Source organism: Pseudomonas graminis, from assembly GCF_001705435.1.
Taxonomy (GTDB): domain Bacteria; phylum Pseudomonadota; class Gammaproteobacteria; order Pseudomonadales; family Pseudomonadaceae; genus Aquipseudomonas; species Aquipseudomonas graminis_B.
Map to the genome: position 1 here is coordinate 36,111 of NZ_MDEN01000052.1, position 19,806 is coordinate 55,916.

The 19,806-nt window shown below is 61.6% G+C and carries 14 protein-coding genes and 2 tRNA genes; 9 read left to right on the top strand and 7 right to left on the bottom strand.

The window, feature by feature from the left end:
* Positions 1 to 10 precede the first annotated feature (10 nt).
* Complete coding sequence (locus BBI10_RS03520) at positions 11 to 856, bottom strand: AAA family ATPase (RefSeq protein ID WP_065986800.1); 846 nt, start codon at positions 854 to 856, stop codon at positions 11 to 13.
* Between the two features lie 207 nt (positions 857 to 1,063).
* On the opposite strand from BBI10_RS03520, the gene BBI10_RS03525 reads away from it, so the two are divergent.
* Both BBI10_RS03525 and BBI10_RS03530 read left to right on the top strand, forming a co-directional pair.
* On the top strand, positions 1,064 to 1,294 hold the full coding sequence (locus tag BBI10_RS03525) for a DUF4160 domain-containing protein (protein ID WP_065986801.1): 231 nt from the start codon (positions 1,064 to 1,066) through the stop codon (positions 1,292 to 1,294).
* A complete protein-coding gene (locus BBI10_RS03530; protein WP_065986803.1) occupies positions 1,291 to 1,821 on the top strand; it encodes a DUF2442 domain-containing protein in 531 nt (176 codons plus the stop codon). Before BBI10_RS03525 ends, BBI10_RS03530 begins: the two co-directional genes overlap by 4 nt.
* Before the next feature lie 103 nt (positions 1,822 to 1,924).
* Here the strand turns inward: BBI10_RS03530 and BBI10_RS03535 are convergent, their stop codons facing one another.
* A complete protein-coding gene (locus BBI10_RS03535) occupies positions 1,925 to 2,998 on the bottom strand; it encodes a DUF748 domain-containing protein (protein ID WP_065986805.1) in 1,074 nt (357 codons plus the stop codon).
* Between the two features lie 126 nt (positions 2,999 to 3,124).
* On the opposite strand from BBI10_RS03535, the gene cysK reads away from it, so the two are divergent.
* The 3 genes from cysK (at position 3,125) to BBI10_RS03550 (ending at position 6,511) form a co-directional block, all read left to right on the top strand.
* Entirely contained in the window at positions 3,125 to 4,099 is a 975-nt protein-coding gene (gene cysK / locus BBI10_RS03540; protein ID WP_065986807.1) for a cysteine synthase A, read from the top strand.
* A 158-nt stretch (positions 4,100 to 4,257) separates the two neighbouring features.
* A complete protein-coding gene (locus BBI10_RS03545; RefSeq protein ID WP_065986809.1) occupies positions 4,258 to 5,196 on the top strand; it encodes an aspartyl/asparaginyl beta-hydroxylase domain-containing protein in 939 nt (312 codons plus the stop codon).
* 460 nt (positions 5,197 to 5,656) lie between these two features.
* The gene (locus BBI10_RS03550) at positions 5,657 to 6,511 is read left to right on the top strand and encodes a DMT family transporter (RefSeq protein WP_065986811.1); all 855 of its coding nucleotides are present in this window, start codon (positions 5,657 to 5,659) and stop codon (positions 6,509 to 6,511) included.
* Positions 6,512 to 6,540: 29 nt separating this feature from the next.
* Here BBI10_RS03550 and BBI10_RS03555 read toward each other — a convergent pair whose 3' ends face one another.
* The gene (locus BBI10_RS03555) at positions 6,541 to 10,014 is read right to left on the bottom strand and encodes a hybrid sensor histidine kinase/response regulator (protein ID WP_065986820.1); all 3,474 of its coding nucleotides are present in this window, start codon (positions 10,012 to 10,014) and stop codon (positions 6,541 to 6,543) included.
* 245 nt (positions 10,015 to 10,259) lie between these two features.
* Between BBI10_RS03555 and BBI10_RS03560 the strand changes: the two genes are divergently transcribed.
* Both BBI10_RS03560 and BBI10_RS03565 read left to right on the top strand, forming a co-directional pair.
* Positions 10,260 to 11,402: a TDT family transporter gene (locus BBI10_RS03560; protein WP_065986821.1), complete on the top strand. Its 1,143-nt coding sequence runs from the start codon at positions 10,260 to 10,262 to the stop codon at positions 11,400 to 11,402.
* A gap of 142 nt (positions 11,403 to 11,544) precedes the next feature.
* Positions 11,545 to 13,416, top strand: a complete 1,872-nt coding sequence (locus BBI10_RS03565; RefSeq protein ID WP_065986822.1) for an MFS transporter — start codon at positions 11,545 to 11,547, stop codon at positions 13,414 to 13,416.
* A gap of 258 nt (positions 13,417 to 13,674) precedes the next feature.
* Here the strand turns inward: BBI10_RS03565 and BBI10_RS03570 are convergent, their stop codons facing one another.
* Complete coding sequence (locus BBI10_RS03570; RefSeq protein WP_065986823.1) at positions 13,675 to 14,637, bottom strand: bile acid:sodium symporter family protein; 963 nt, start codon at positions 14,635 to 14,637, stop codon at positions 13,675 to 13,677.
* Between the two features lie 81 nt (positions 14,638 to 14,718).
* Positions 14,719 to 15,639 carry a recombination-associated protein RdgC gene (gene rdgC, locus BBI10_RS03575; protein WP_065986824.1) on the bottom strand — a complete coding sequence of 307 codons (921 nt, stop codon included), beginning with the start codon at positions 15,637 to 15,639 and terminating at the stop codon, positions 14,719 to 14,721.
* Positions 15,640 to 15,798: 159 nt separating this feature from the next.
* Between rdgC and BBI10_RS03580 the strand changes: the two genes are divergently transcribed.
* Positions 15,799 to 15,874, top strand: a tRNA-Val gene (locus BBI10_RS03580).
* A gap of 19 nt (positions 15,875 to 15,893) precedes the next feature.
* Positions 15,894 to 15,970, top strand: a tRNA-Asp gene (locus tag BBI10_RS03585).
* A 638-nt stretch (positions 15,971 to 16,608) separates the two neighbouring features.
* Here the strand turns inward: BBI10_RS03585 and nirD are convergent.
* Both nirD and nirB read right to left on the bottom strand, forming a co-directional pair.
* Positions 16,609 to 17,004 (bottom strand): nitrite reductase small subunit NirD, encoded by a 396-nt coding sequence (gene nirD, locus BBI10_RS03590; RefSeq protein WP_065986825.1) that lies wholly within the window; start codon positions 17,002 to 17,004, stop codon positions 16,609 to 16,611.
* Positions 17,001 to 19,562, bottom strand: coding sequence for a nitrite reductase large subunit NirB (gene nirB / locus BBI10_RS03595; protein WP_065986828.1), 2,562 nt, complete (start codon positions 19,560 to 19,562; stop codon positions 17,001 to 17,003). Before nirB ends, nirD begins: the two co-directional genes overlap by 4 nt.
* Between the last annotated feature and the right edge of the window lie 244 nt (positions 19,563 to 19,806).

Sequence of the window (19,806 nt, forward strand, 5' to 3'; positions counted from 1 at the left end):
CAGAAAAGGCTCAGCGATTGCCGCGACGGCTCATGAACGCCAGGCGTTCAAGCAAATGCACGTCCTGCTCGTTCTTGACCAGGGCACCGGCCAGCGGCGGAATGGCTTTGGTGGGGTCGCGCTCGCGCAGCACGGCTTCGCCGATGTTGTCGGCCATCAGCAGTTTGAGCCAGTCCACCAGTTCGGATGTCGAAGGTTTTTTCTTCAGGCCCGGGACTTTGCGCACGTCGAAAAACACGTCCAGGGCTTCGCTGACCAGGTCCTTCTTTATGTTCGGGTAATGCACGTCGACGATCTTTTGCAGCGTGCTGCGGTCGGGGAACGCGATGTAGTGGAAGAAGCAGCGGCGCAGGAAGGCGTCCGGCAGTTCTTTTTCGTTGTTGGACGTAATGATGATGATCGGGCGCTTTTTGGCCTTGATCGTCTCGTCGATCTCGTAAACGTAGAACTCCATTTTGTCGAGTTCTTGCAGCAAGTCGTTGGGGAATTCGATGTCCGCCTTGTCAATCTCGTCGATCAGCAGAATGACCCGCTCTTCGGATTCAAAGGCTTCCCAGAGCTTGCCCTTCTTCAGGTAGTTGCGCACGTCCTGGACTTTGTCGACGCCCAGCTGCGAGTCGCGCAGGCGGCTGACCGCGTCGTACTCGTACAGGCCCTGATGGGCCTTGGTGGTCGACTTGATGTGCCAGGTGATCAGCCGGGCGCCGAAGGATTCGGCCAGTTGCTCGGCGAGCATGGTCTTGCCGGTCCCGGGCTCGCCCTTGACCAGCAGCGGGCGCTCCAGGGTAATGGCGGCATTGACCGCAAGCTTCAGATCGTCAGTGGCGACGTAGGCGTGGGTGCCTTCGAATTTCATCGGGAAAATCCTCGAACAAGGCGGACAGACCCGTGGCCTGAATCGCGCAAGATAGGGCGCAAAGAATGCAGCGACTATACCGCGCGCCCCGCGCGACTGTGAACGCAGACGGTTTATTCAGTATCTGAATGGGGCGTCACGGTCTGACCGGGCAGAAAATTGTAACCGTCATTGAGGTATCGCCAAAATAGCTATACCTTGCAGGCCATGTCGACCAAACACAGATTCAGGGACAAATACAGAATTCAACTGCGGGAAAAGGATCACCTGCCGCCTCACGTGCACCTCACCGGTGGCGGGCTGGATGTGTTGATCTGTCTGCAGTTGGTTGAACCCATGCTTGGCCACGCCCCGGCCGCCGTACTCAGGGAGGCGCTCGAATGGGTAAGGGCCCACCAAACAGAATTGCTGGAGGAATGGAAACGATGGCATCCATGAAACGCCCACGCCTCAAAACCGCAGAGGCGCTGGCTCATCAAAAATTGGCGCTGACATTCATCAACGACGTGACGTACGTCCTCGACCTGAGCGGCGACATCGCGGCAATCCGGGGGCTGCAACCGCTCAAGGATCCGAGCGTGTTCAAGCAGGCGCAGATCGGCGACGACGGCTGGACCGTGGAGTGGGCCGGGCCCGACATCCAGATCGGCGCCGACACTCTTTACCTGGACGCCAAGGCGCAGGCTGCCACCGACGAGAACACACGGATCTTCATCGGCTGGCGCGCGCGCACCGGGTTGCCGCTGGCCTTGGCGGCCGAGGCACTGGGCGTCAGCACGCGAAGCATCACCCGCTACACCAACGGCAGCGAGGCCGCACCGCGCACGTTGGCGCTGGCGTGTCTGGGGTGGGATGCATTGCAGAATCAGGCGGAGAACGGTGTGTTGCTGGCCGAGAAGCGTGCGGCCTATGGAGTTGCCAAAGAGAACCGCGTTGACAAGGGGGCAGCCGAAAGTGGCGAGTGAGCTGACTCGCGAGGGAGGCGTGTCAGCGATCAAGGTCATCGCTGACTAAACGCTTCGCGAGCAAGCTCACTCCTACAGGGATGCGCCAGTCAAAACGCTGCGTTTATTTCGCCTCGCTCTTGCCACTGTCGTAGCGGGTATTGAACGCCTTTACGAAGGCATTGCGCAGGATCTGTAAAAACGCTTCAAACGCGCTGATGTCTTGTTTGTGGACACTGCCGCTGAGTTCGACGCGGGTGGCGAACTGGTTCTTCACTTGGTTCTTGAGCACCGTTTCGCTGCCGCCGACCACCGCTTCCCAGATCGAGCGAAAGAAGCCTTTGTTCTGGTTCTCAACGTCCTGCTGCCAGTCAAATACATCGACGTTGCGCAGCAGGGGCTTGATATAGCCACTGAGCTGGCCGTTGGTGGCCTGGGCTTCGATGACCACATCGCCGTCGCCCGCGTTGAAGTCGAATTTTCCGTAGGCCGACGCGAAGTCGTTCAGGCGCTTGAGCTGGATACCGGTCGCGCGCAGCTTGAAGTCGAAATCTTCCAGGCTGAACGGGTCGAAGGTCGCTGTGCTTTCCAGTGGCGCATGGCCCAGCAGCATGGCCTTGCCCTCGAAGCGGGCATCGCGCTTGCCGGCTTTGTCTTCGACGTTGGTCAGGTTGTAGATGCTGGCGTTGATGTTGTCGGCATCGATTTTCACTTTCGGCGTCGAATTGAAGTTGCTGAACGTGATCTTGCCGTCCTGAATGCGCAGCTCGTTGAGGGTGATCGGCAGCAGCTTGTTCAACTGAGCACGCCAGTCAGTACCGGCACCGGTCTGGGACTGGCGCTTGTCCGGGCCACCGTCGACGAAGTTGAGTTCAGGGCTGACAAACGCGACCTCGGCGACCACCGCATGGTCGTACCAGAGCGAGTGCCAGCTGACGGCGAGGTCGATGACCGGCGCATCCAGCAGAGGCACGGGCACCTTGCCATCGACCTTGACGATTTTCAGGCCGTTGATGCGGTACGCCCCGCGCCACAGGGCCAGGTCCACGTCGGTGACCTGACCGCGGTAGTCGCCCATGTCGGCGAGTTTTTCGTTGAGGTAATTGCGCACCACGTAGGGCAGCGCGATGTGGACTGCGATCAGCAACACCACCAAGCCAACAATTGTCCATAACGGCCAGCTGTAACGACGTTTCATGTCTCCACCCTCCAGTAACGTAGCTTTGTTGACTGCTGGCGATGTGATCGGTTCGCTTCGACTGGACGTTGCACCGGCTCAAGGCATAGGCTTTGAGCTTTTCCAAACCTGCACAAGGACCCGGTCATGAGCCGTATTTACGCAGATAACGCCCATTCCATCGGCAACACGCCACTGGTGCAGATCAACCGCATCGCGCCGCGCGGGGTCACCATTCTGGCCAAGATCGAGGGGCGTAATCCGGGGTATTCCGTGAAGTGCCGGATCGGCGCGAACATGATCTGGGACGCCGAAAGCAGCGGTAAACTCAAGCCCGGCATGACCATCGTCGAACCCACCTCCGGCAATACCGGCATCGGCCTTGCGTTCGTCGCCGCAGCCCGTGGCTACAAGCTGACCCTGACCATGCCGGCCTCGATGAGTATAGAGCGGCGCAAGGTGCTCAAGGCCCTGGGCGCCGAACTGGTGCTGACCGAGCCGGCGCTGGGCATGAAAGGCTCCATCGCCAAGGCCGAAGAGTTGCTCGCCAGTGACCCTGCCACGTACTTCATGCCGGCGCAGTTCGAGAACCCGGCCAACCCGGCCATTCACGAGAAGACCACCGGACCGGAAATCTGGAACGACACCGACGGCGCCATCGACGTGCTGGTCGCAGGTGTCGGCACGGGCGGCACGATCACCGGCGTCTCGCGCTACATCAAAAACGCCATGGGCAAGCCGATTATCTCGGTGGCCGTCGAACCCATGGGCTCGCCGATCATCACCCAGGCGATGGCCGGTGAAGAGATCAAACCCAGCCCCCACAAGATTCAGGGTATTGGCGCGGGTTTTATCCCGAAAAACCTCGACCTTTCGATTGTTGATCGCGTCGAGCTGGTCAGTGATGAAGAGGCCAAGGCCATGGCCCTGCGGCTGATGCAGGAGGAGGGGATTCTCTGCGGTATCTCCTGCGGCGCGGCCATGCACGCAGCGGTGCGAATGGCCGAGAAACCGGAAATGCAGGGCAAGACGATCGTGGTCGTGCTGCCGGATTCCGGTGAGCGTTACTTGTCGAGCATGCTCTTCAGCGACCTGTTTACTGAACGCGAGCTGACGCAATAATCGTGTGCGCCGCGGCTTCGGCTTTTTACCCGGCGGACTAAAGCTTATGATGGCCGCCATTCGAAACCCGCCGGAAGATTGTCCCAGATCATCCGGCGGCGGTTTCAGCGGCGTAAGCTTCGGGCCGCGCGGTTCGGCCCTGTTTCAAGGAGAGTTTCATGACCCTTTCTTTTGCTGTCAAAGCGGCGATTCTGCTGCTGTTTGTCGGCAGCACGCTGTACGTGCATCTGCGCGGCAAGGCGCGTTTGCCGGTATTGCGCCAGTTCGTGAATCACTCCGCACTGTTCGCCCCCTATAACGCCTTGATGTACCTGTTCTCCAGCGTGCCGTCCAAGCCGTATCTGGACCGCAGCAAGTTTCCTGAGCTGGACGTGCTGCGCGACAACTGGGAAACCATCCGCGACGAAGCCATGCACCTGTTCGACGAAGGCTATATCCGTGCCGCCGCCAAGGACAACGACGCGGGTTTCGGTTCGTTTTTCAAGAAAGGCTGGAAGCGTTTTTACCTGAAGTGGTACGACAAGCCGCTGCCGTCCGCCGAGGCGCTGTGCCCGAAGACGGTTGAACTGGTCAGCCGTATTCCCAACGTAAAAGGCGCAATGTTTGCTCTATTGCCCGGCGGCAGCCATCTGAATCCGCACCGTGACCCGTTCGCCGGCTCCCTGCGTTATCACCTGGGCCTGTCGACGCCGAACTCTGACGATTGCCGCATCTTTGTCGACGGTCAGGTGTATGCCTGGCGCGACGGTGATGACGTGATGTTCGACGAAACCTACGTGCACTGGGTCAAGAACGAAACCGACGTCACCCGCGTGATTCTGTTCTGCGACATCGAGCGACCGCTGAGCAATCGCTTCATGACCGCTGTCAACCGCCGCGTCAGCGCGTTTCTGGGCCGTGCCACTGCGCCGCAGAACACCGATGACGAACGCGTTGGCGGGATCAATCAGGCCTATGCCTTCAGCAAACGCTTCAGCAACAGCTTCAGCGGCAAGGTCAAGCAGTTCAAACGCGCCAACCCCAAGGCGTATCGCATCCTTCGTCCGGTGCTGGCGGTGGTCGTACTGACGCTGCTGGGCTACTGGCTGTTCGGCTGAACAAACGGTTTTGTCGAGCGCCGTCGCACCCTGCGCGGCGGCGCTTTTTGCTGTCCTGGCAGTTCCGCGTTGGAGCTGTCAACGACGTCGACTTATGACATTGCACAAGGCACCGGTCGCTGGTTATAGTCGGCCTCGTTGCCGCCCCACTTGGCGTCATCCAGTCCTTCCCTTTCAGAAGATAAGCACGATGCCTGCATCCAGCACCCGGTTTGCTTTATCCGCCACGGCTCGCGCTGTTGCGGAACCGCGCGACTGCCTGCAACTCGTCTTCATCACGCGTTACCCGCCACCCCCACCTGTGAATAGTCCTGTCGTGTGCGCTGTTGCACCGCCAGGGGTCGTTGTGCTCGGCTGATCGACCGCCTAAACGCTGTCGGTCCAGGCCTGCAAACGCCCGCAAAACTTCCGTGAATCCGGTACGTGCCGGGTCCGATTCTGTCTGAATCACAGGTGACTCATGTTTGCTCATAAAGCCCTGGCCTCGATGGCCACGACGACGCTTTTCGTCCTGCTCTGGAGCAGCGGCGCGATTGTTTCCAAGTGGGGCCTGACCCACGCTTCACCGTTTGCATTTCTACTGTTCCGTTTCCTGCTGGCGCTTGTGGCGTTGGCGATTCTGATCCCCGCGTTGGGTTACAAGCTTCCCGCCACACGAGCCTCGATGGGCTTCGCGTTGCTGACGGGCGCTGTGCTGCTGGGGGCTTATCAGATCTGCTACCTGCTGGCGCTGGACCTGAAAGTCGCGCCCGGCGTCATGGCCACGATCATGGGCGTGCAACCGATTCTCACGGCCGTGCTGGTCGAGCGCAGCCGTTCGACGTCCCGCATGTTTGGCCTTGGTCTGGGGCTGGCGGGTCTGGTGCTGGTGGTCTGGAAAGGTATCGGCGACGGCGGATCGCTCGCCGGCATGGCGTTCGGCGTGCTCGGCATGTTGAGCATGACCGGAGGTTCGATCATGCAGAAACGCATCACCGACAACCCCCTCGGCACGCTGCCTGTGCAATACCTCGCGGGGACGGTGGTATGTGCGGTGTTCGTGCCGTTTCAGCCCTTTCATTTCGAGCACAGCATCGGCTTCTACGTGCCGGTGCTCTACATGGGGCTGGTGGTGTCGGTGCTCGCGACGTTCCTGCTCTACCGATTGATCGCCCAGGGCAATCTGGTCAACGTCACCAGCCTGTTTTACCTGGTGCCCGGCGTCACCGCGATCATGGATTACCTGATCTACGGCAACCGCCTCGCGCTGGTGAGTTTGCTGGGGATGGTGCTGATTGTGGTGGGGTTGGTGTTTGTGTTCAGGAAGGTTGAATAGCGTCAACCGTCCCGAGGCTGCGGTCAGGGTCAACCCAGCCGCACGTGCCGACTCAACAATGCCCGCAGCGCTGCGGGTTTCACCGGTTTGGCGAGGTATTCCAGGCCGGCGGCGTGTACCTGGGCGATCAGCTCCGGGCGGCCGTCGGCGCTGATGACGACGCCGGGGACGGGCTCGCCCAATTGCGTACGCAGCCACGCCATCAGTTCGGTGCCGATCTCGCCGTGGTCCAGGTGGTAATCCACCAAGGCCAGGTGCGGGCGAACGCCGTCGCTGAGCAGCGTCTGGCATTCCTCGCGATTGCGCGCCGTCCAGACCTGACACCCCCAGCGGCTCAGCAGGCTGTTCATGCCGATCAGGATGCTGTCTTCGTTGTCGACGCACAGAATCTGTGTGCCGTTCAGCGCGGCGCGCACAGGTTCGGTCGGCGCAGCGGCCGGCGTCGGCAACGCAGGCGCCAGCGGCACCGTAACGCTGAACAGGCTGCCCTGACCCGGCCACGAACGCACTTCCAGCGAGTGACCGAGCACGCGGCACAAGCCGTCGGCAATCGCCAGCCCCAAACCCAGGCCCTTCTCGGCGCGGGTCTGGTGGCTGTCCAGCCGCTTGAACTCCTCGAAAATCACCTGCCGCTTGTCCTCGGGAATACCCGGCCCCCGGTCCCACACTTCCAGGCTCAGTTGCCCGTTACGGCGCCGCACCCCCAGCAGAATCGGCCCCTTGGCGTAACGAAACGCATTGGTCAGGAAGTTCTGCAGCACCCGCCGCAGCAGTTTGGCGTCGCTGGCCACACGCAATGTGCTGCCGCGCACGCGGAAGTCCAGGCCCTGCTCCTGAGCGAGGGCCTTGAATTCGGCGCCGAGGGTTTCAAACAGATTATTCAGCGCGAACGGCGTGATGGTCGGCGTGAACTTGCCGTTCTCCAGACGCGAAATATCCAGCAGGTCGCTGATCAGGTCTTCGGCCGAACGCAGCGAGCTGTCCAGATGATGGATCAGCTGTTTCGCTTCCGCCGGCACATTGTCATCGTTGTGCAGCAGGGCCGCGGAGAACAAACGCGCGGCATTCATGGGCTGCATCAAGTCATGGCTGACGGCGGCGAGAAAGCGCGTTTTCGACTGATTGGCCGCTTCCGCATGGGCCTTGGCTTCGGTCAACGCCGTGTTCAACTGCGACAGCTCCCGCGTCCGCTCGGCCACGCGCTGCTCAAGGCTTTCGTTGGCGCCCTTGAGCGCCTGCTCGGCCTCGCGGAAGGCGGTGATGTCAGTGAAGCTCATCACGAAGCCGCCGCCGGGCATCGGGTTGCCGATCAGCTCGATCACCTGGCCATTGGGAAACAACCGCTCGGACGTATGTGCGCGGCCTTGGCGCATCCAGTGCAGCCGCCGGGCGACGTGCACCTCCGCTTCACCAGGCCCGAGCAAACCGCGCTCGGCGTTGTAGCGGATGATGTCGGCGATGGGCCGTCCCACGCTGATCAGGCCTTCCGGGTAATTGAACAGCTCCAGATAGCGCGCGTTCCAGGCCACCAGTCGCAGGGATTGATCCACCACGCTGATGCCCTGGGTGATGTTTTCGATGGCGCCTTGCAGCAGGGCGCGGTTGAACTGCAGCACTTCGGAGGCTTCGTCGGCGATGCGCACCACGTCTTCGAGTTGCATGTCGCGGCCTTCAATCGCCGCCTTGACCACCGCCCGTGTCGACGACGTGCCCAGCACCCCCGCCAGCAAGCGTTCGGTGTGGGCGATCCAGTCGCCGTTGGCGTTCTGGTTGGGGTTGAAGCCTTTGCCCTGGCGGTAGGCGAAGCGGATGAAGCTCTGCTGCGCGCGCTCTTCGCCGACAAAACGCGCCGAGAGCTTGAGCAAGTCTTCGATCTGCACCGCCAGCAGCGAGCGGTTGTTGGGCCGCGCCTGCAATTCCTGACCGATAAAACGGCCCGCCTGCCAGTGTTCCGACACGCGGGTTCGCGACAGCAGCGAGACCCACACAAACAACGCGAAGTTGCCGATCATCGACAGGACCACGCCCTGGGTCAGCGGACTGATCGGCAGATTGAACGGGTTGCTGTGCAGCCATGCCAACAGCGGAAAACTGCTCAGCGACCACCCCATGCTGTGGGCGATGATCGGCAGCACCAGCGTGTAAAACCAGATGAACACCCCGGCAGCGAGCCCGGCGAACACACCGCGTCGATTGGCCGGCTTCCAGTACAGCGCGCCGATCATCGCCGGCATCAATTGCGTGATGGCGGCGAAGGCGATCTGGCCGATGGTCGCCAGGCTCGCAGTCGATCCCAGCAGGCGATAGCTGACGTAGGCGAGCAGCAGGATGACCACAATGCTGACCCGGCGCACCGAAAGCATCCAGTAGCGGAACGCCTCGAACGGACGCTCGGCGGTTTTGCGCCGCAGCAGCCACGGCAGCAGCATGTCGTTGGAGACCATGGTCGACAGCGCGACGCTGGCGACGATGACCATCCCCGTGGCGGCCGATGCGCCGCCAATGAACGCCAGCATCGCCAGCGCCGGGTGTGCATGGGCCAGCGGCACGCTGATCACGAATGAGTCCGGCAGCACCGAGGCGGGCAGCAGCATCTGCCCGGCGAGCGCAATCGGCACCACGAAAACGGCTGCGAGCAGCAGGTAGGCAGGGAACACCCATTTGGCCAGGCGCAAATCTTCGGGCTCGATGTTCTCCACCACGGTGACGTGAAACTGCCGGGGCAGGCAGATGATCGCCATCATGGCGACGCCGGTCTGCACCACCATCGACGGCCAGTTGACCGTTTCTTTCCAGTACTCCTCCAGGCGCGGCGCGAGCATGGCCTGGTTGAACAGGTCATCCACACCGTCGTACAGGCCAAACGTCACGAACGCGCCGACGGCCATAAACGCGAACAGCTTGACCAGCGACTCGAAGGCGATCGCCAGGACCATGCCGCGGTGGTGCTCGGTGGCGTCGAGGTTGCGCGTGCCGAAGACGATGGTGAACAGCGCCAGCACCAGCGAGACGATCAGTGCGGTGTCCTGGGCGCGAGTGCCGGTGGCGTCGGCGCCGGCACCGATCAGAATGTTCACCCCCAGCACGATGCCTTTGAGTTGCAGCGCGATGTAGGGCAGCACGCCGATCAGGCAGATCAGCGCGACGACGACGGCGAGGGTTTGCGACTTGCCGTAGCGGGCGGCGATGAAGTCGGCGATGGAGGTGATGTTTTCCTGCTTGCTGATCAGCACCATTTTCTGCAGCACCCAGGGCGCCAGCAGCAACAGCAGGATCGGCCCGAGGTAGATCGGCAGAAACGACCAGAGTTGTTCGGCCGCCTGGCCGACCGAGCCGAAAAACGTCCAGCTGGTGCAGTAAACCGCCAGCGACAGGCTGTACACCCAGGCGCGCAGGCGCGGCGGCAGCGGGGTGCTGCGACGGTCACCGTAAAAGGCGATGGCGAACATGATGGCCATATAGGCCAGGGCGACGGCAGCGATCAGCCCGCTGGACAGCGACATGGGAACTCCGGAGGCAAGCGGCTAGCGGTTTCGGTGGCGATCCTTCGCCGGCCGGACAGTCTCGCACGCCGCGTGGGGTTCGTCTGTTACGACCAAGGTCTGAGCGGCGCGGTGTCGCAGGGGCGCAGAACGGTTGTGGCCTCCATATCGGGGAAATCTATGAGGTATAGCTAAATTACCCGCTTATTCGATATCAGCTGCCGTCCTACTATGGGTACCACCTCACACGAGGACAGGAGCCCGCCATGACCCACGCCATGTTCATCCCGCAAAGACCCTTCAGCCAACTGAGTCACCCTCGGGAAGTCATCCGCCAATTCACCCCCAACTGGTTCGCCGTGACCATGGGCACTGGCATTCTCTCGGCGGTGCTGGTGCAGCTTCCGGTGACCATCCCCGGTCTGTTCCAGCTGGCCGAAGCCTTGTGGATGCTGAACATCGTCCTGTTCCTGACCTTCAGTGCGCTCTATATCGCCCGCTGGGTGATGTTTTTCGACGAGGCGCGGCGGGTGTTCGGGCATTCCACGGTGTCGATGTTTTTCGGCACGATTCCCATGGGCCTGGCGACCCTTATTAACGGGTTGCTCACCTTCGGCCTGCCGCATTGGGGCGATGCCGTGCTGCCGTTCGCCGAGCTGTTGTGGTGGCTGGACGTGGCGATGTCCCTGGCCTGCGGCGTGCTCATCCCGTTTCTGATGTTCACCCGCCAGGAACACCGCATCGATCAGATGACCGCCGTCTGGCTTCTGCCCCTTGTCGCCTGCGAAGTGGCGGCGGTGAGCGGCGGGCTGCTGGCGCCGCATCTGGCCGACAGTCACAGCCAATTCAGCGTGCTCATCACCAGCTACGTGCTGTGGGCGATGTCGGTGCCGGCGGCGTTCAGCATCCTGACCATCCTGTTGCTGCGCATGGCCCTGCACAAATTGCCCCACGAAAGCATGGCCGCGTCGAGCTGGCTGGCCCTCGGGCCGATCAGCACCGGTGCATTCGGTTTGATCGTGCTGGGCGCCGATTCGCCGCCGATCTTCGACGCCAACGGCTTGCCCGGCGTCGGCGAAATCGCCTCGGGCCTTGGCCTTATTGGTGGCGTGATTTTATGGGGTGTCGGCGTGTGGTGGTGCCTGATGGCGCTGCTGATCACCGCCCGTTATCTGCGCAACGGCATCCCGTTCAACCTGGGCTGGTGGGGGTTTACCTTTCCGCTGGGTGTGTTCGCGCTGACCACCCTCAAACTGGGCGCTGTACTTCATCTGGGATTCTTTTCAGCCCTCGGCAGCATGCTCGTCGCTGCATTGGCAGCCCTGTGGCTGATGATCATGAAGCGCACCCTGAGCGGCGCCTATAACGGCAAGCTGTTCGTTTCGCCGTGCATCGCTGCCTCACGGTAAATAACGCTCGCGCGCTCTAACGGGCTATCCGTTGGAGCGCATGCTCGACTTTGCCGCCGGTGTCGTCTTCAATGTGGCCCGGAACCGCCGTTCGGCGTTCCCATCCGTAAGCCGGCACCGGCGCCACTCAGGACCAGGGAAGATGAGTCAGTCGCAGTTCAGTTTGTTGGGTAAGCGGCGCTTTCTGCCGTTTTTCGTGACCCAGTCCCTCGGGGCGTTCAACGACAATATCTTCAAGCAGTCGCTGATCCTCGCCATTCTCTACAAGCTGAGCATCGACGGCGACCGGTCCATCTACGTCAACCTCTGCGCCTTGCTGTTCATCCTGCCTTTCTTCTTGTTCTCGGCGCTGGCCGGGCAGTTTGGCGAGAAATACCCCAAGGACAAACTGATCCGCATGATCAAGGTCCTGGAGATCGTGATCATGGTGGTGGGGGCCACCGGTTTTCTCTTCAATCACCTGTCGCTGATGCTGGCGGCACTGTTCGCCATGGGCACCCACTCGGCGCTGTTCGGGCCGGTGAAGTACTCGATTCTGCCGCAGCACCTGCATGAAAACGAACTGGTGGGCGGCAACGGCCTGGTGGAAATGGGCACGTTTCTGGCGATCCTGGCCGGCACCATCGGCGCCGGGGTCATGATGTCGGCGACCCATTACGCGCCCATCGTGGCCGCAGCGATGGTCTCGGTGGCCTGCCTGGGTTATCTCGCCAGCCGGGGCATTCCGCCGGCAGCCGCCGCTTCGCCGGACATGCGCCTGAACTGGAACATCTTCAGCGAATCCTGGGCCACCCTGAAACTCGGCCTGGGCCAGACCAAAGCGGTGTCGCGTTCCATCGTCGGCAACTCGTGGTTCTGGTTCGTCGGGGCGATTTATCTGACGCAGATCCCGGCCTACGCCAAGGAGTTTCTGTACGGCGATGAAACCGTCGTCACCCTGATTCTGACCGTATTCTCCATCGGCATCGCCGCCGGTTCCATGCTCTGCGAGCGACTGTCCGGGCGCAAGGTGGAGATCGGTCTGGTGCCGTTCGGCTCCATGGGCCTCACCGTGTTCGGCCTGCTGTTGTGGTGGCATTCCGGTGATTTCCCACAGAACGTGCAGGCCAACAACTGGCTGGCGATTCTGGGTTACGGGCAAGCGTGGTGGGTGTTGCTGGACATCCTCGGCATCGGCGTCTTCGGCGGGTTTTACATCGTGCCGCTGTACGCGCTGATCCAGTCACGCACGCCGGAGAAAGAGCGCTCGCGGGTCATTGCGTCCAACAACATCCTCAACGCGCTGTTCATGGTGGTCTCGGCGATTGTTTCGATCATCCTGCTGAGCGTGGCGAAACTGTCGATTCCGCAGCTGTTCCTCGTCGTGTCGCTGATGAACATCGCGGTCAACGCCTACATCTTCAAAATCGTGCCCGAGTTCACCATGCGCTTCATGATCTGGCTGCTCAGCCACTCCATGTACCGCGTGGAGCATCGCGACCTCGACCTGATTCCGGATGAGGGCGCGGCATTGCTGGTCTGCAACCATGTCTCGTTCGTCGACGCGCTGTTGATCGCCGGCTCGGTGCGCCGGCCGATCCGCTTCGTCATGTACTACAAGATCTTCAATCTGCCGGTGCTGAATTTCGTGTTCCGCACGGCGGGCGCGATCCCGATTGCCGGCATCAAGGAGGACAAGGCGGTGTTCGACACAGCGTTCGAACGCATCGCCCATTACCTCAAGGAAGGCGAGCTGGTGTGCATCTTCCCGGAAGGCAAGCTGACCACCGACGGCGAGATCGACACCTTCAAAAGCGGCATGACCCGGGTCTTGCAGGAGACCGACGTGCCGGTGATTCCGCTGGCTTTGCAGGGGTTGTGGGGCAGCTTCTTCAGCCGCGACCCGAACAAGGGCGTATTCCGCCGGCTGTGGTCGCGCGTGACGTTGGTGGCCGGGCCAGCGTTGACGGGTGAGCAATCGCAGCCGGCGCTGGTGCGTGAGCGGGTGGCGGAATTGCGGGGTGCGGTGCGGTAGTCAGAACCCCGATATTTTTCAAACTGCCGTAATTACCTTGCGGAGATTCCCGATCGTTCAGACGCCACGTTTTCGCGCAGCAAACACGATCCTGTGGGAGTGAGCTTGCTCACGAAGAGGTCGGTACATCCGCTAACCCTTCAGCGGTAGGAATACCGTCTTCGCGAGCAAGCTCACTCCCACATGGATCGCATCTGCTGGACGACTTGTGGGTGACCGGGAATCTCACCACAAAGAGCAAGCCAGCTGCGCGGCCAGTCAACCTACAATCGGCTTCTCTGCCCCAACCACCGCATCCGGCGTCATCTTCCGGAAGTACGTCGAAAGCAACGCGCCGGAAATGTTGTGCCAGACGCTGAACAGTGCGCTTGGCACCGCCGCCAGTGGCGAAAAGTGCGCGGCGGCCAGTGCGGCGCCGAGGCCTGAGTTCTGCATGCCGACTTCCAGAGACAGCGATTTGCGCTGGGCCAGCGGCAGCTTGAACAGCTTGCCGGTGAAGTAGCCCAGCAAAAAGCCGAAGCTGTTGTGCAGGATCACCACGGCCATGATCAGCAGTCCCGATTCGGCAATCTTCGCCTGACTCGCTGCCACCACCGCGCAGACGATCATCACGATACTCACCACCGACACCAGCGGCAGCACGTCGACGGCAAAGCTCACTTTGGCGCCCAGCAGACGTTGAGCGATGACGCCCAGCACGATCGGCAGCATCACCAATTGCAGGATCGACCAGAACATCTCCATGAAGGACACCGGCAGCCACGCCGACGCCAGCAGCCAGATCAGCGCCGGGGTCAGCAGCGGGGCGAGGAGGGTGGTCACGGCGGCGATGGCCACCGACAGCGCCAGGTCACCTTTCGCCAGCCAGGTCATGACGTTGGACGATGTGCCGCTCGGGCAGCAGCCGACCAGAATCACGCCCACGGCGATTTCCGGCGGCAGGTGGAGCAGCTGACAAAGCAGCCAGGCCACGCCGGGCATGATCACGAAATGCGCGACCACCCCCAGAGCCACGCGCCAGGGGTGGCGCACGACTTCAGAAAAATCATCAAGCTTGAGGGTCAGGCCCATGCCGAACATCACCAGCCCCAACAACGGCACGATGTACGACTTGAGGCCAATGAACCAGGACGGGAACAGGAACGCCAGCACAGCAAACAGCAGCACCCAGTACGCGAAGGTATTACCGACAAAACGACTCAACGCAGCCAGGGCGCGCATGGCCTGCTCCTTTCTTATGGGTATGAAGGTGATGCAGACGCTATGGAGCCAGCAAGCCGGCCCCTGCGTCAGTGGGCGAAATCAGATCCCCTGGGGAATCTCTTCGCCGCCCAGTGCTTCCATCAATTGCGGCAGGAACTCACCGAACGTCAGCATCATCAAGGTGAAGCTGGCGTCCTGCTGACCCAGCGCATCGTCGCCGCCGTTCTGCTCGGCTTCATCCTGCAGCAGGTCTTCGAACTTCAGGCGTTTGATACCGAGCTTGTCATCCAGCACGAACGACAGCTTGTCCTGCCACGCCAGCGACAGCTGAGTGACGACCTTGCCGGTGCTCAGGTGCAGCTGGATTTCGTCGCTGGTCAGGTCCTGACGCTTGCACTTCACAACGCCGCCGTCTTCGTGGGTGTCGCGCAGTTCGCATTCGTCCAGCACGAAGAAGTGCTCGGCGGTCTCGCCAGTCTTGACCCACTCGGTCATGACAGCGGTTGGCGCTGTTTTGACGGTCACGGGGCGGACGGGCAACGAGCCGACCACTTCACGCAGGGTCGACAGCAGGTCTTCGGCGCGCTTCGGGCTGGAAGCGTTGACCAGAATCACGCCCTGCTTGGGGGCGATGGCGGCGAACGTGGCCGAGCGACGGATAAAGGCGCGGGGCAGAAAGGCCTGGATGATTTCATCCTTGAGCTGATCGCGTTCCTTCTTGTAGACCTTGCGCATCTGCTCGGTCTCGATCTCTTCGACTTTCTCTTTCAATGCATCGTTGACCACGCTGCCGGGCAGGATGCGTTCTTCCTTGCGCGCCGAGATCAGCATGAAATCACCGCTGACGTGCACCAGTGGCGCGTCTTCGCCCTTGCCGAACGGGGCGATGAAACCGTAAGTGGTCAACTCCTGGCTGGCACAGGCACGTGCAGGCTTGGTCGCCAACGCGGTTTCCAGCGCCTCGGCGTCAAATGGCAGGTCCTGGGTCAGGCGATAGACAAGCAGGTTTTTGAACCACATGGGGTACATCTCTCCTTTATACAAAGGGGGGCATTATTCGCTGCTGCGACCCTGCGGCCAACCCTGATGTAAGCCTTTGGAAGGATTATAAAATTTATTTCAAAAAGTGCTTGCCAGCTTTTTGATCGCTCCGTAGAATGCGCGCCACACCGAAGCGAAGGGTGATTAGCTCAGCTGGGAGAGCGTCTGCCTTACAAGCAGAATGTCGGCGGTTCGATCCCGTCATCACCCACCATTCGTTTCAAGTGTTACGCGCAGCGGTAGTTCAGTCGGTTAGAATACCGGCCTGTCACGCCGGGGGTCGCGGGTTCGAGTCCCGTCCGCTGCGCCATATTGAGTTACGAGGCCCTTGAACTCCTCGTAACGACAAAGAGAGCGACCTTAGGGTCGCTTTTTTTGTGCGTGAGATTTGGTGGGCGCGGCTGATCTGAGGTGACCAGTGTCCACACTGGCCTCTTCCCGGCTAAAGCCGGTCCTACGAAAAGCAGCGCGTGCATCCAGTGCAACGATTCATAGCCCGCAAGCCTGATGATGCTCACACCGGCCTCTTCCCGGCTGAAGCCGGTCCCACGAAAAGCACTGCGTAGTCCCGTAGGACCGGCTTCAGCCGGGAAGCTTTTGATCTGCTTTTGATCTTCGTACACAGAAGGCCCAAACACCGCCAATCGCGACTTGGGTGCAGGCTGAACGCAGGTCTCGCGCAGTGGGCCGAGCGGCATGGATGCCGCGAGAGCGCCGTCAGGACATGGATGTCCGTTCGGCGCGGGCCCACGGAGCGAGACCGGAGTGAGGGAACCCCGAGGCACGAGGGGCCCAACCAGGAGCAGGCACCCTTGGTTACTTGGGGTGCTTTTCCAAGTAACTCGCCGAAGGCGAAATGTCTGCCGTTAGGCAGACGCTCTTGACCTTCTCTCAGCCGCACCGCGCACTCGGGGACAGATTAATTTACGGTGAAGCGCTGTAAATAAATCAGTCCCCTAGACCCAAGTCCCCTAGACCCACCTCCACAGCATCCCCCACCAGCCGAACCGGCCAGGTCCGCAGCCGCAGCGCTGCGTCTTCAAGGCACGTGCCATCTTCCAGCCGGTAATGCTGCTTATACAAAGGCGAAGCGATCACAAGGTCCCCGCCCAAACTGCCGACCAACCCCCGACCCATCACATTCACCCCCGTCACCGGATCGCGATTGTCCACCGCAAACAACTGCGGCGCGCCGCCAATCGACGCCACAAAAAACAGCGCCACCTGCGCAGTGCCCACCAGCGCCACCACCCCGGAATTCAGCACCAGATCCTCGCGCGCACACACCGCGCGCCACACCTGAGCTTTTGGCATCTCCCTCACAGCCGCATTGGCCTGGCTCATCGTGAAACCTCCACAGCAGCAATCAGATTCAACTCTTCAGCGCGAGCGGGACGACGCTGGCTGCGCTCCTTGACGAAATGAATGTCCGGGTCAGCGCCCTTGTCATTGACGAACGTGCGGAAACGCTTGAGTTTCTCCGGGCTCTTCAGCGCATTCGCCCACTCGCATTCATAACGGTCGACCACCAACTGCATCTGCGCCTCCAGTTCGTCGGCGAGCCCCAGGCTGTCCTCGATCACCACCGCTTTCAGAAAATCCAGCCCGCCTTCAATGGACTCGCGCCAGACCGACGTTCTCTGCAACTTGTCAGCGGTGCGGATGTAAAACATCAGCACGCGGTCGATGTAGCGAATCAGCGTCTCGTCGTCCAGATCGGTGGCGAACAGCTCGGCGTGGCGCGGGCGCATGCCGCCGTTGCCGCACACGTAGAGATTCCAGCCGTTCTCCGTGGCGATCACGCCGATGTCCTTGCTCTGGGCTTCGGCGCATTCACGGGTGCAACCGGACACCGCGAACTTCAGCTTGTGGGGTGAACGCAGGCCCTTGTAGCGGTCCTCGATGTTGAGCGCCATCTGCACGCTGTCCTGAATGCCGTAACGGCACCAGGTGCTGCCGACGCAGGACTTCACCGTCCGCGTCGATTTGCCGTAGGCATGGCCGGTCTCGAACCCGGCGGCGATCAGCTCGGCCCAGATGTCCGGCAGCTCATGCAGTTGCGCGCCGAACAGGTCGATGCGCTGGCCACCAGTGATCTTGGTGTACAGGTCGTATTTCTTCGCGACCGCGCCAATGGCGATCAAGCCGTCGGCAGTGATTTCGCCCGCCGGGATGCGCGGCACCACTGAGTACGTGCCGTTCTTCTGCATGTTGGCCATGAACGTGTCGTTGGTGTCCTGCAGCGGCACCAGCGACGGGTCCATGATCGGCCGATTCCAGCACGAGGCGAGGATCGAGCCGACGGTGGGCTTGCAGATGTCGCAACCCAGATGGCCTTTGCCGTGGCGGGCCAGCATCTCGTCGAAGCTTTCGATGTTTTCCACCCGGGCGAAGGCGTACAGCTCCTGACGCGTGAAGGGGAAGTGCTCGCACAGGCTTTTATCGACGGTGACGCCGCGGGCGATCAGCTCGTGCTCGAACACGCTCTTCAGCAGCGCTGCACAACCGCCGCAACCGGTGGCGGCCTTTGTGCAGGCCTTGAGCCCGGCGAGGTCCGTGCAGCCGCCGTCGATGGCCGAGCAGATCGAGGCCTTGCTGACGTTGTGGCACGAGCAAATGGTTGCCGTGGCGGGCAGGGCATCGGCGCCAAGCGTCGGCGCGCCGTCGCTGTGGGGGAGGATCAGGCTAGACGGATTGGCCGGCAGCTTGATGCCGTTCTGCACGTATTGCAGCAAGGTGTCGTAATAGCTGTTGTCACCCACCAGCACGGCGCCGAGCACCTTTTTGCCATCGGCGGACACCACCAGGCGGCGATAACTGCCGGTGGCCTCGTCGATAAACCGGTAGCTGCGCGCGCCCGTCAACGCGCCGTGGGCATCGCCGATGGAGCCAACGTCGACGCCCAGCAGTTTGAGTTTGGTCGACATGTCGGCGCCGAAGAATGGCTCGGCGGTCAGGTCGCACAATTGCGCGGCGACGTTGCGCGCCATTTGATAACCCGGCGCGACGAGGCCGAAAACGCTGCCGTTCCAGGCGGCGCACTCACCGATGGCAAAAATGTCGGCGTCGCTGGTGCGGCAATGTTCGTCGATGGCGATGCCGCCGCGCGGGCCCAGCGCCAGTTCACACTGGCGGGCGAGGGCGTCCTGGGGGCGTATGCCGGCAGAGAAGACGATCAGATCGGTTTCGAGGAATTCATCGCCGGCGAAATTCATCCGGTAGCGGTATTCCTCACCCGCGCTGATGGATTGCGTCGCGCGAGACAGGTGCACGCCCACGCCCAGCGCTTCGATGCGCGCCTTCAGGGCGGCGCCGCCGTGGTCATCCAGCTGCACCGGCATCAGGCGCGGCGCGAATTCCACCACGTGGGCTTCCAGGCCCAGGGACTTCAGCGCGTTGGCCGCTTCCAGTCCCAACAGCCCGCCGCCGACCACCACGCCGCGTTTTGCCTGGCTGGCGGCGGCGCGGATGGTGTCGAGGTCGTCCAGGGTGCGGTAGACCAGCCGAGAATGGCCTTCAGCGCCTTCGATGGGCGGCACGAAAGGATAGGAACCCGTCGCCAGCACCAGCTTGTCGTACCCGAAGCTGCCCTTGGCGGTGATCACTTCGCGCCGCGCCCGGTCGATTTCCAGCACCGGCACACCCAGGTGCAGCGCAAGCCCGGTCTGCTCATATAAAGAAGCAGCGCTCATCGCCAGTGACTCGGCGTCGCGACCACCAAAGTATTCGGACAGATGCACGCGGTCATAGGCGCGCTGGCCTTCCTCACCGAACACATGAATGCGATAGTGCTCAAGGGCGCCGGCGGCGATCAGTTGCTCGACGCAGTGGTGACCCACCATGCCGTTGCCGATGACGATGAGGGTTTGGACGTCGTTGAGTGGGGCGACTGTGGTGTTCATATCGAGTCCCGGCCAAGGCCAATCAGGTTTTTCGAAAGCAAAAAAAAAGGCGCCCGGAACCTCTCGGTTCCAGGCGCCTTTGCCTGTTCTTTTAGGGGTTGCCGCGCGACCACAGTGTCGACGCCAACCTGGTGAGCCCGACGCCGCGAACGGCTGGCGGTCCGCGTTGACCGGCCAGGGCTGCCAACCGCGTGTTCAGGCTGGACTTGATAAGAGACTTAGCAATGGCTGTGCCAGTGGGAAT

Coding starts and splice junctions, on each gene's coding strand:
- BBI10_RS03520 (WP_065986800.1), bottom strand. CDS start 856: ATGAAATTCGAAGGCACCCACGCCTACGTCGCCACTGACGATCTGAAG.
- BBI10_RS03525 (WP_065986801.1), top strand. CDS start 1,064: ATGTCGACCAAACACAGATTCAGGGACAAATACAGAATTCAACTGCGG.
- BBI10_RS03530 (WP_065986803.1), top strand. CDS start 1,291: ATGAAACGCCCACGCCTCAAAACCGCAGAGGCGCTGGCTCATCAAAAA.
- BBI10_RS03535 (WP_065986805.1), bottom strand. CDS start 2,998: ATGAAACGTCGTTACAGCTGGCCGTTATGGACAATTGTTGGCTTGGTG.
- cysK (WP_065986807.1), top strand. CDS start 3,125: ATGAGCCGTATTTACGCAGATAACGCCCATTCCATCGGCAACACGCCA.
- BBI10_RS03545 (WP_065986809.1), top strand. CDS start 4,258: ATGACCCTTTCTTTTGCTGTCAAAGCGGCGATTCTGCTGCTGTTTGTC.
- BBI10_RS03550 (WP_065986811.1), top strand. CDS start 5,657: ATGTTTGCTCATAAAGCCCTGGCCTCGATGGCCACGACGACGCTTTTC.
- BBI10_RS03555 (WP_065986820.1), bottom strand. CDS start 10,014: ATGTCGCTGTCCAGCGGGCTGATCGCTGCCGTCGCCCTGGCCTATATG.
- BBI10_RS03560 (WP_065986821.1), top strand. CDS start 10,260: ATGACCCACGCCATGTTCATCCCGCAAAGACCCTTCAGCCAACTGAGT.
- BBI10_RS03565 (WP_065986822.1), top strand. CDS start 11,545: ATGAGTCAGTCGCAGTTCAGTTTGTTGGGTAAGCGGCGCTTTCTGCCG.
- BBI10_RS03570 (WP_065986823.1), bottom strand. CDS start 14,637: ATGCGCGCCCTGGCTGCGTTGAGTCGTTTTGTCGGTAATACCTTCGCG.
- rdgC (WP_065986824.1), bottom strand. CDS start 15,639: ATGTGGTTCAAAAACCTGCTTGTCTATCGCCTGACCCAGGACCTGCCA.
- nirD (WP_065986825.1), bottom strand. CDS start 17,004: ATGAGCCAGGCCAATGCGGCTGTGAGGGAGATGCCAAAAGCTCAGGTG.
- nirB (WP_065986828.1), bottom strand. CDS start 19,562: ATGAACACCACAGTCGCCCCACTCAACGACGTCCAAACCCTCATCGTC.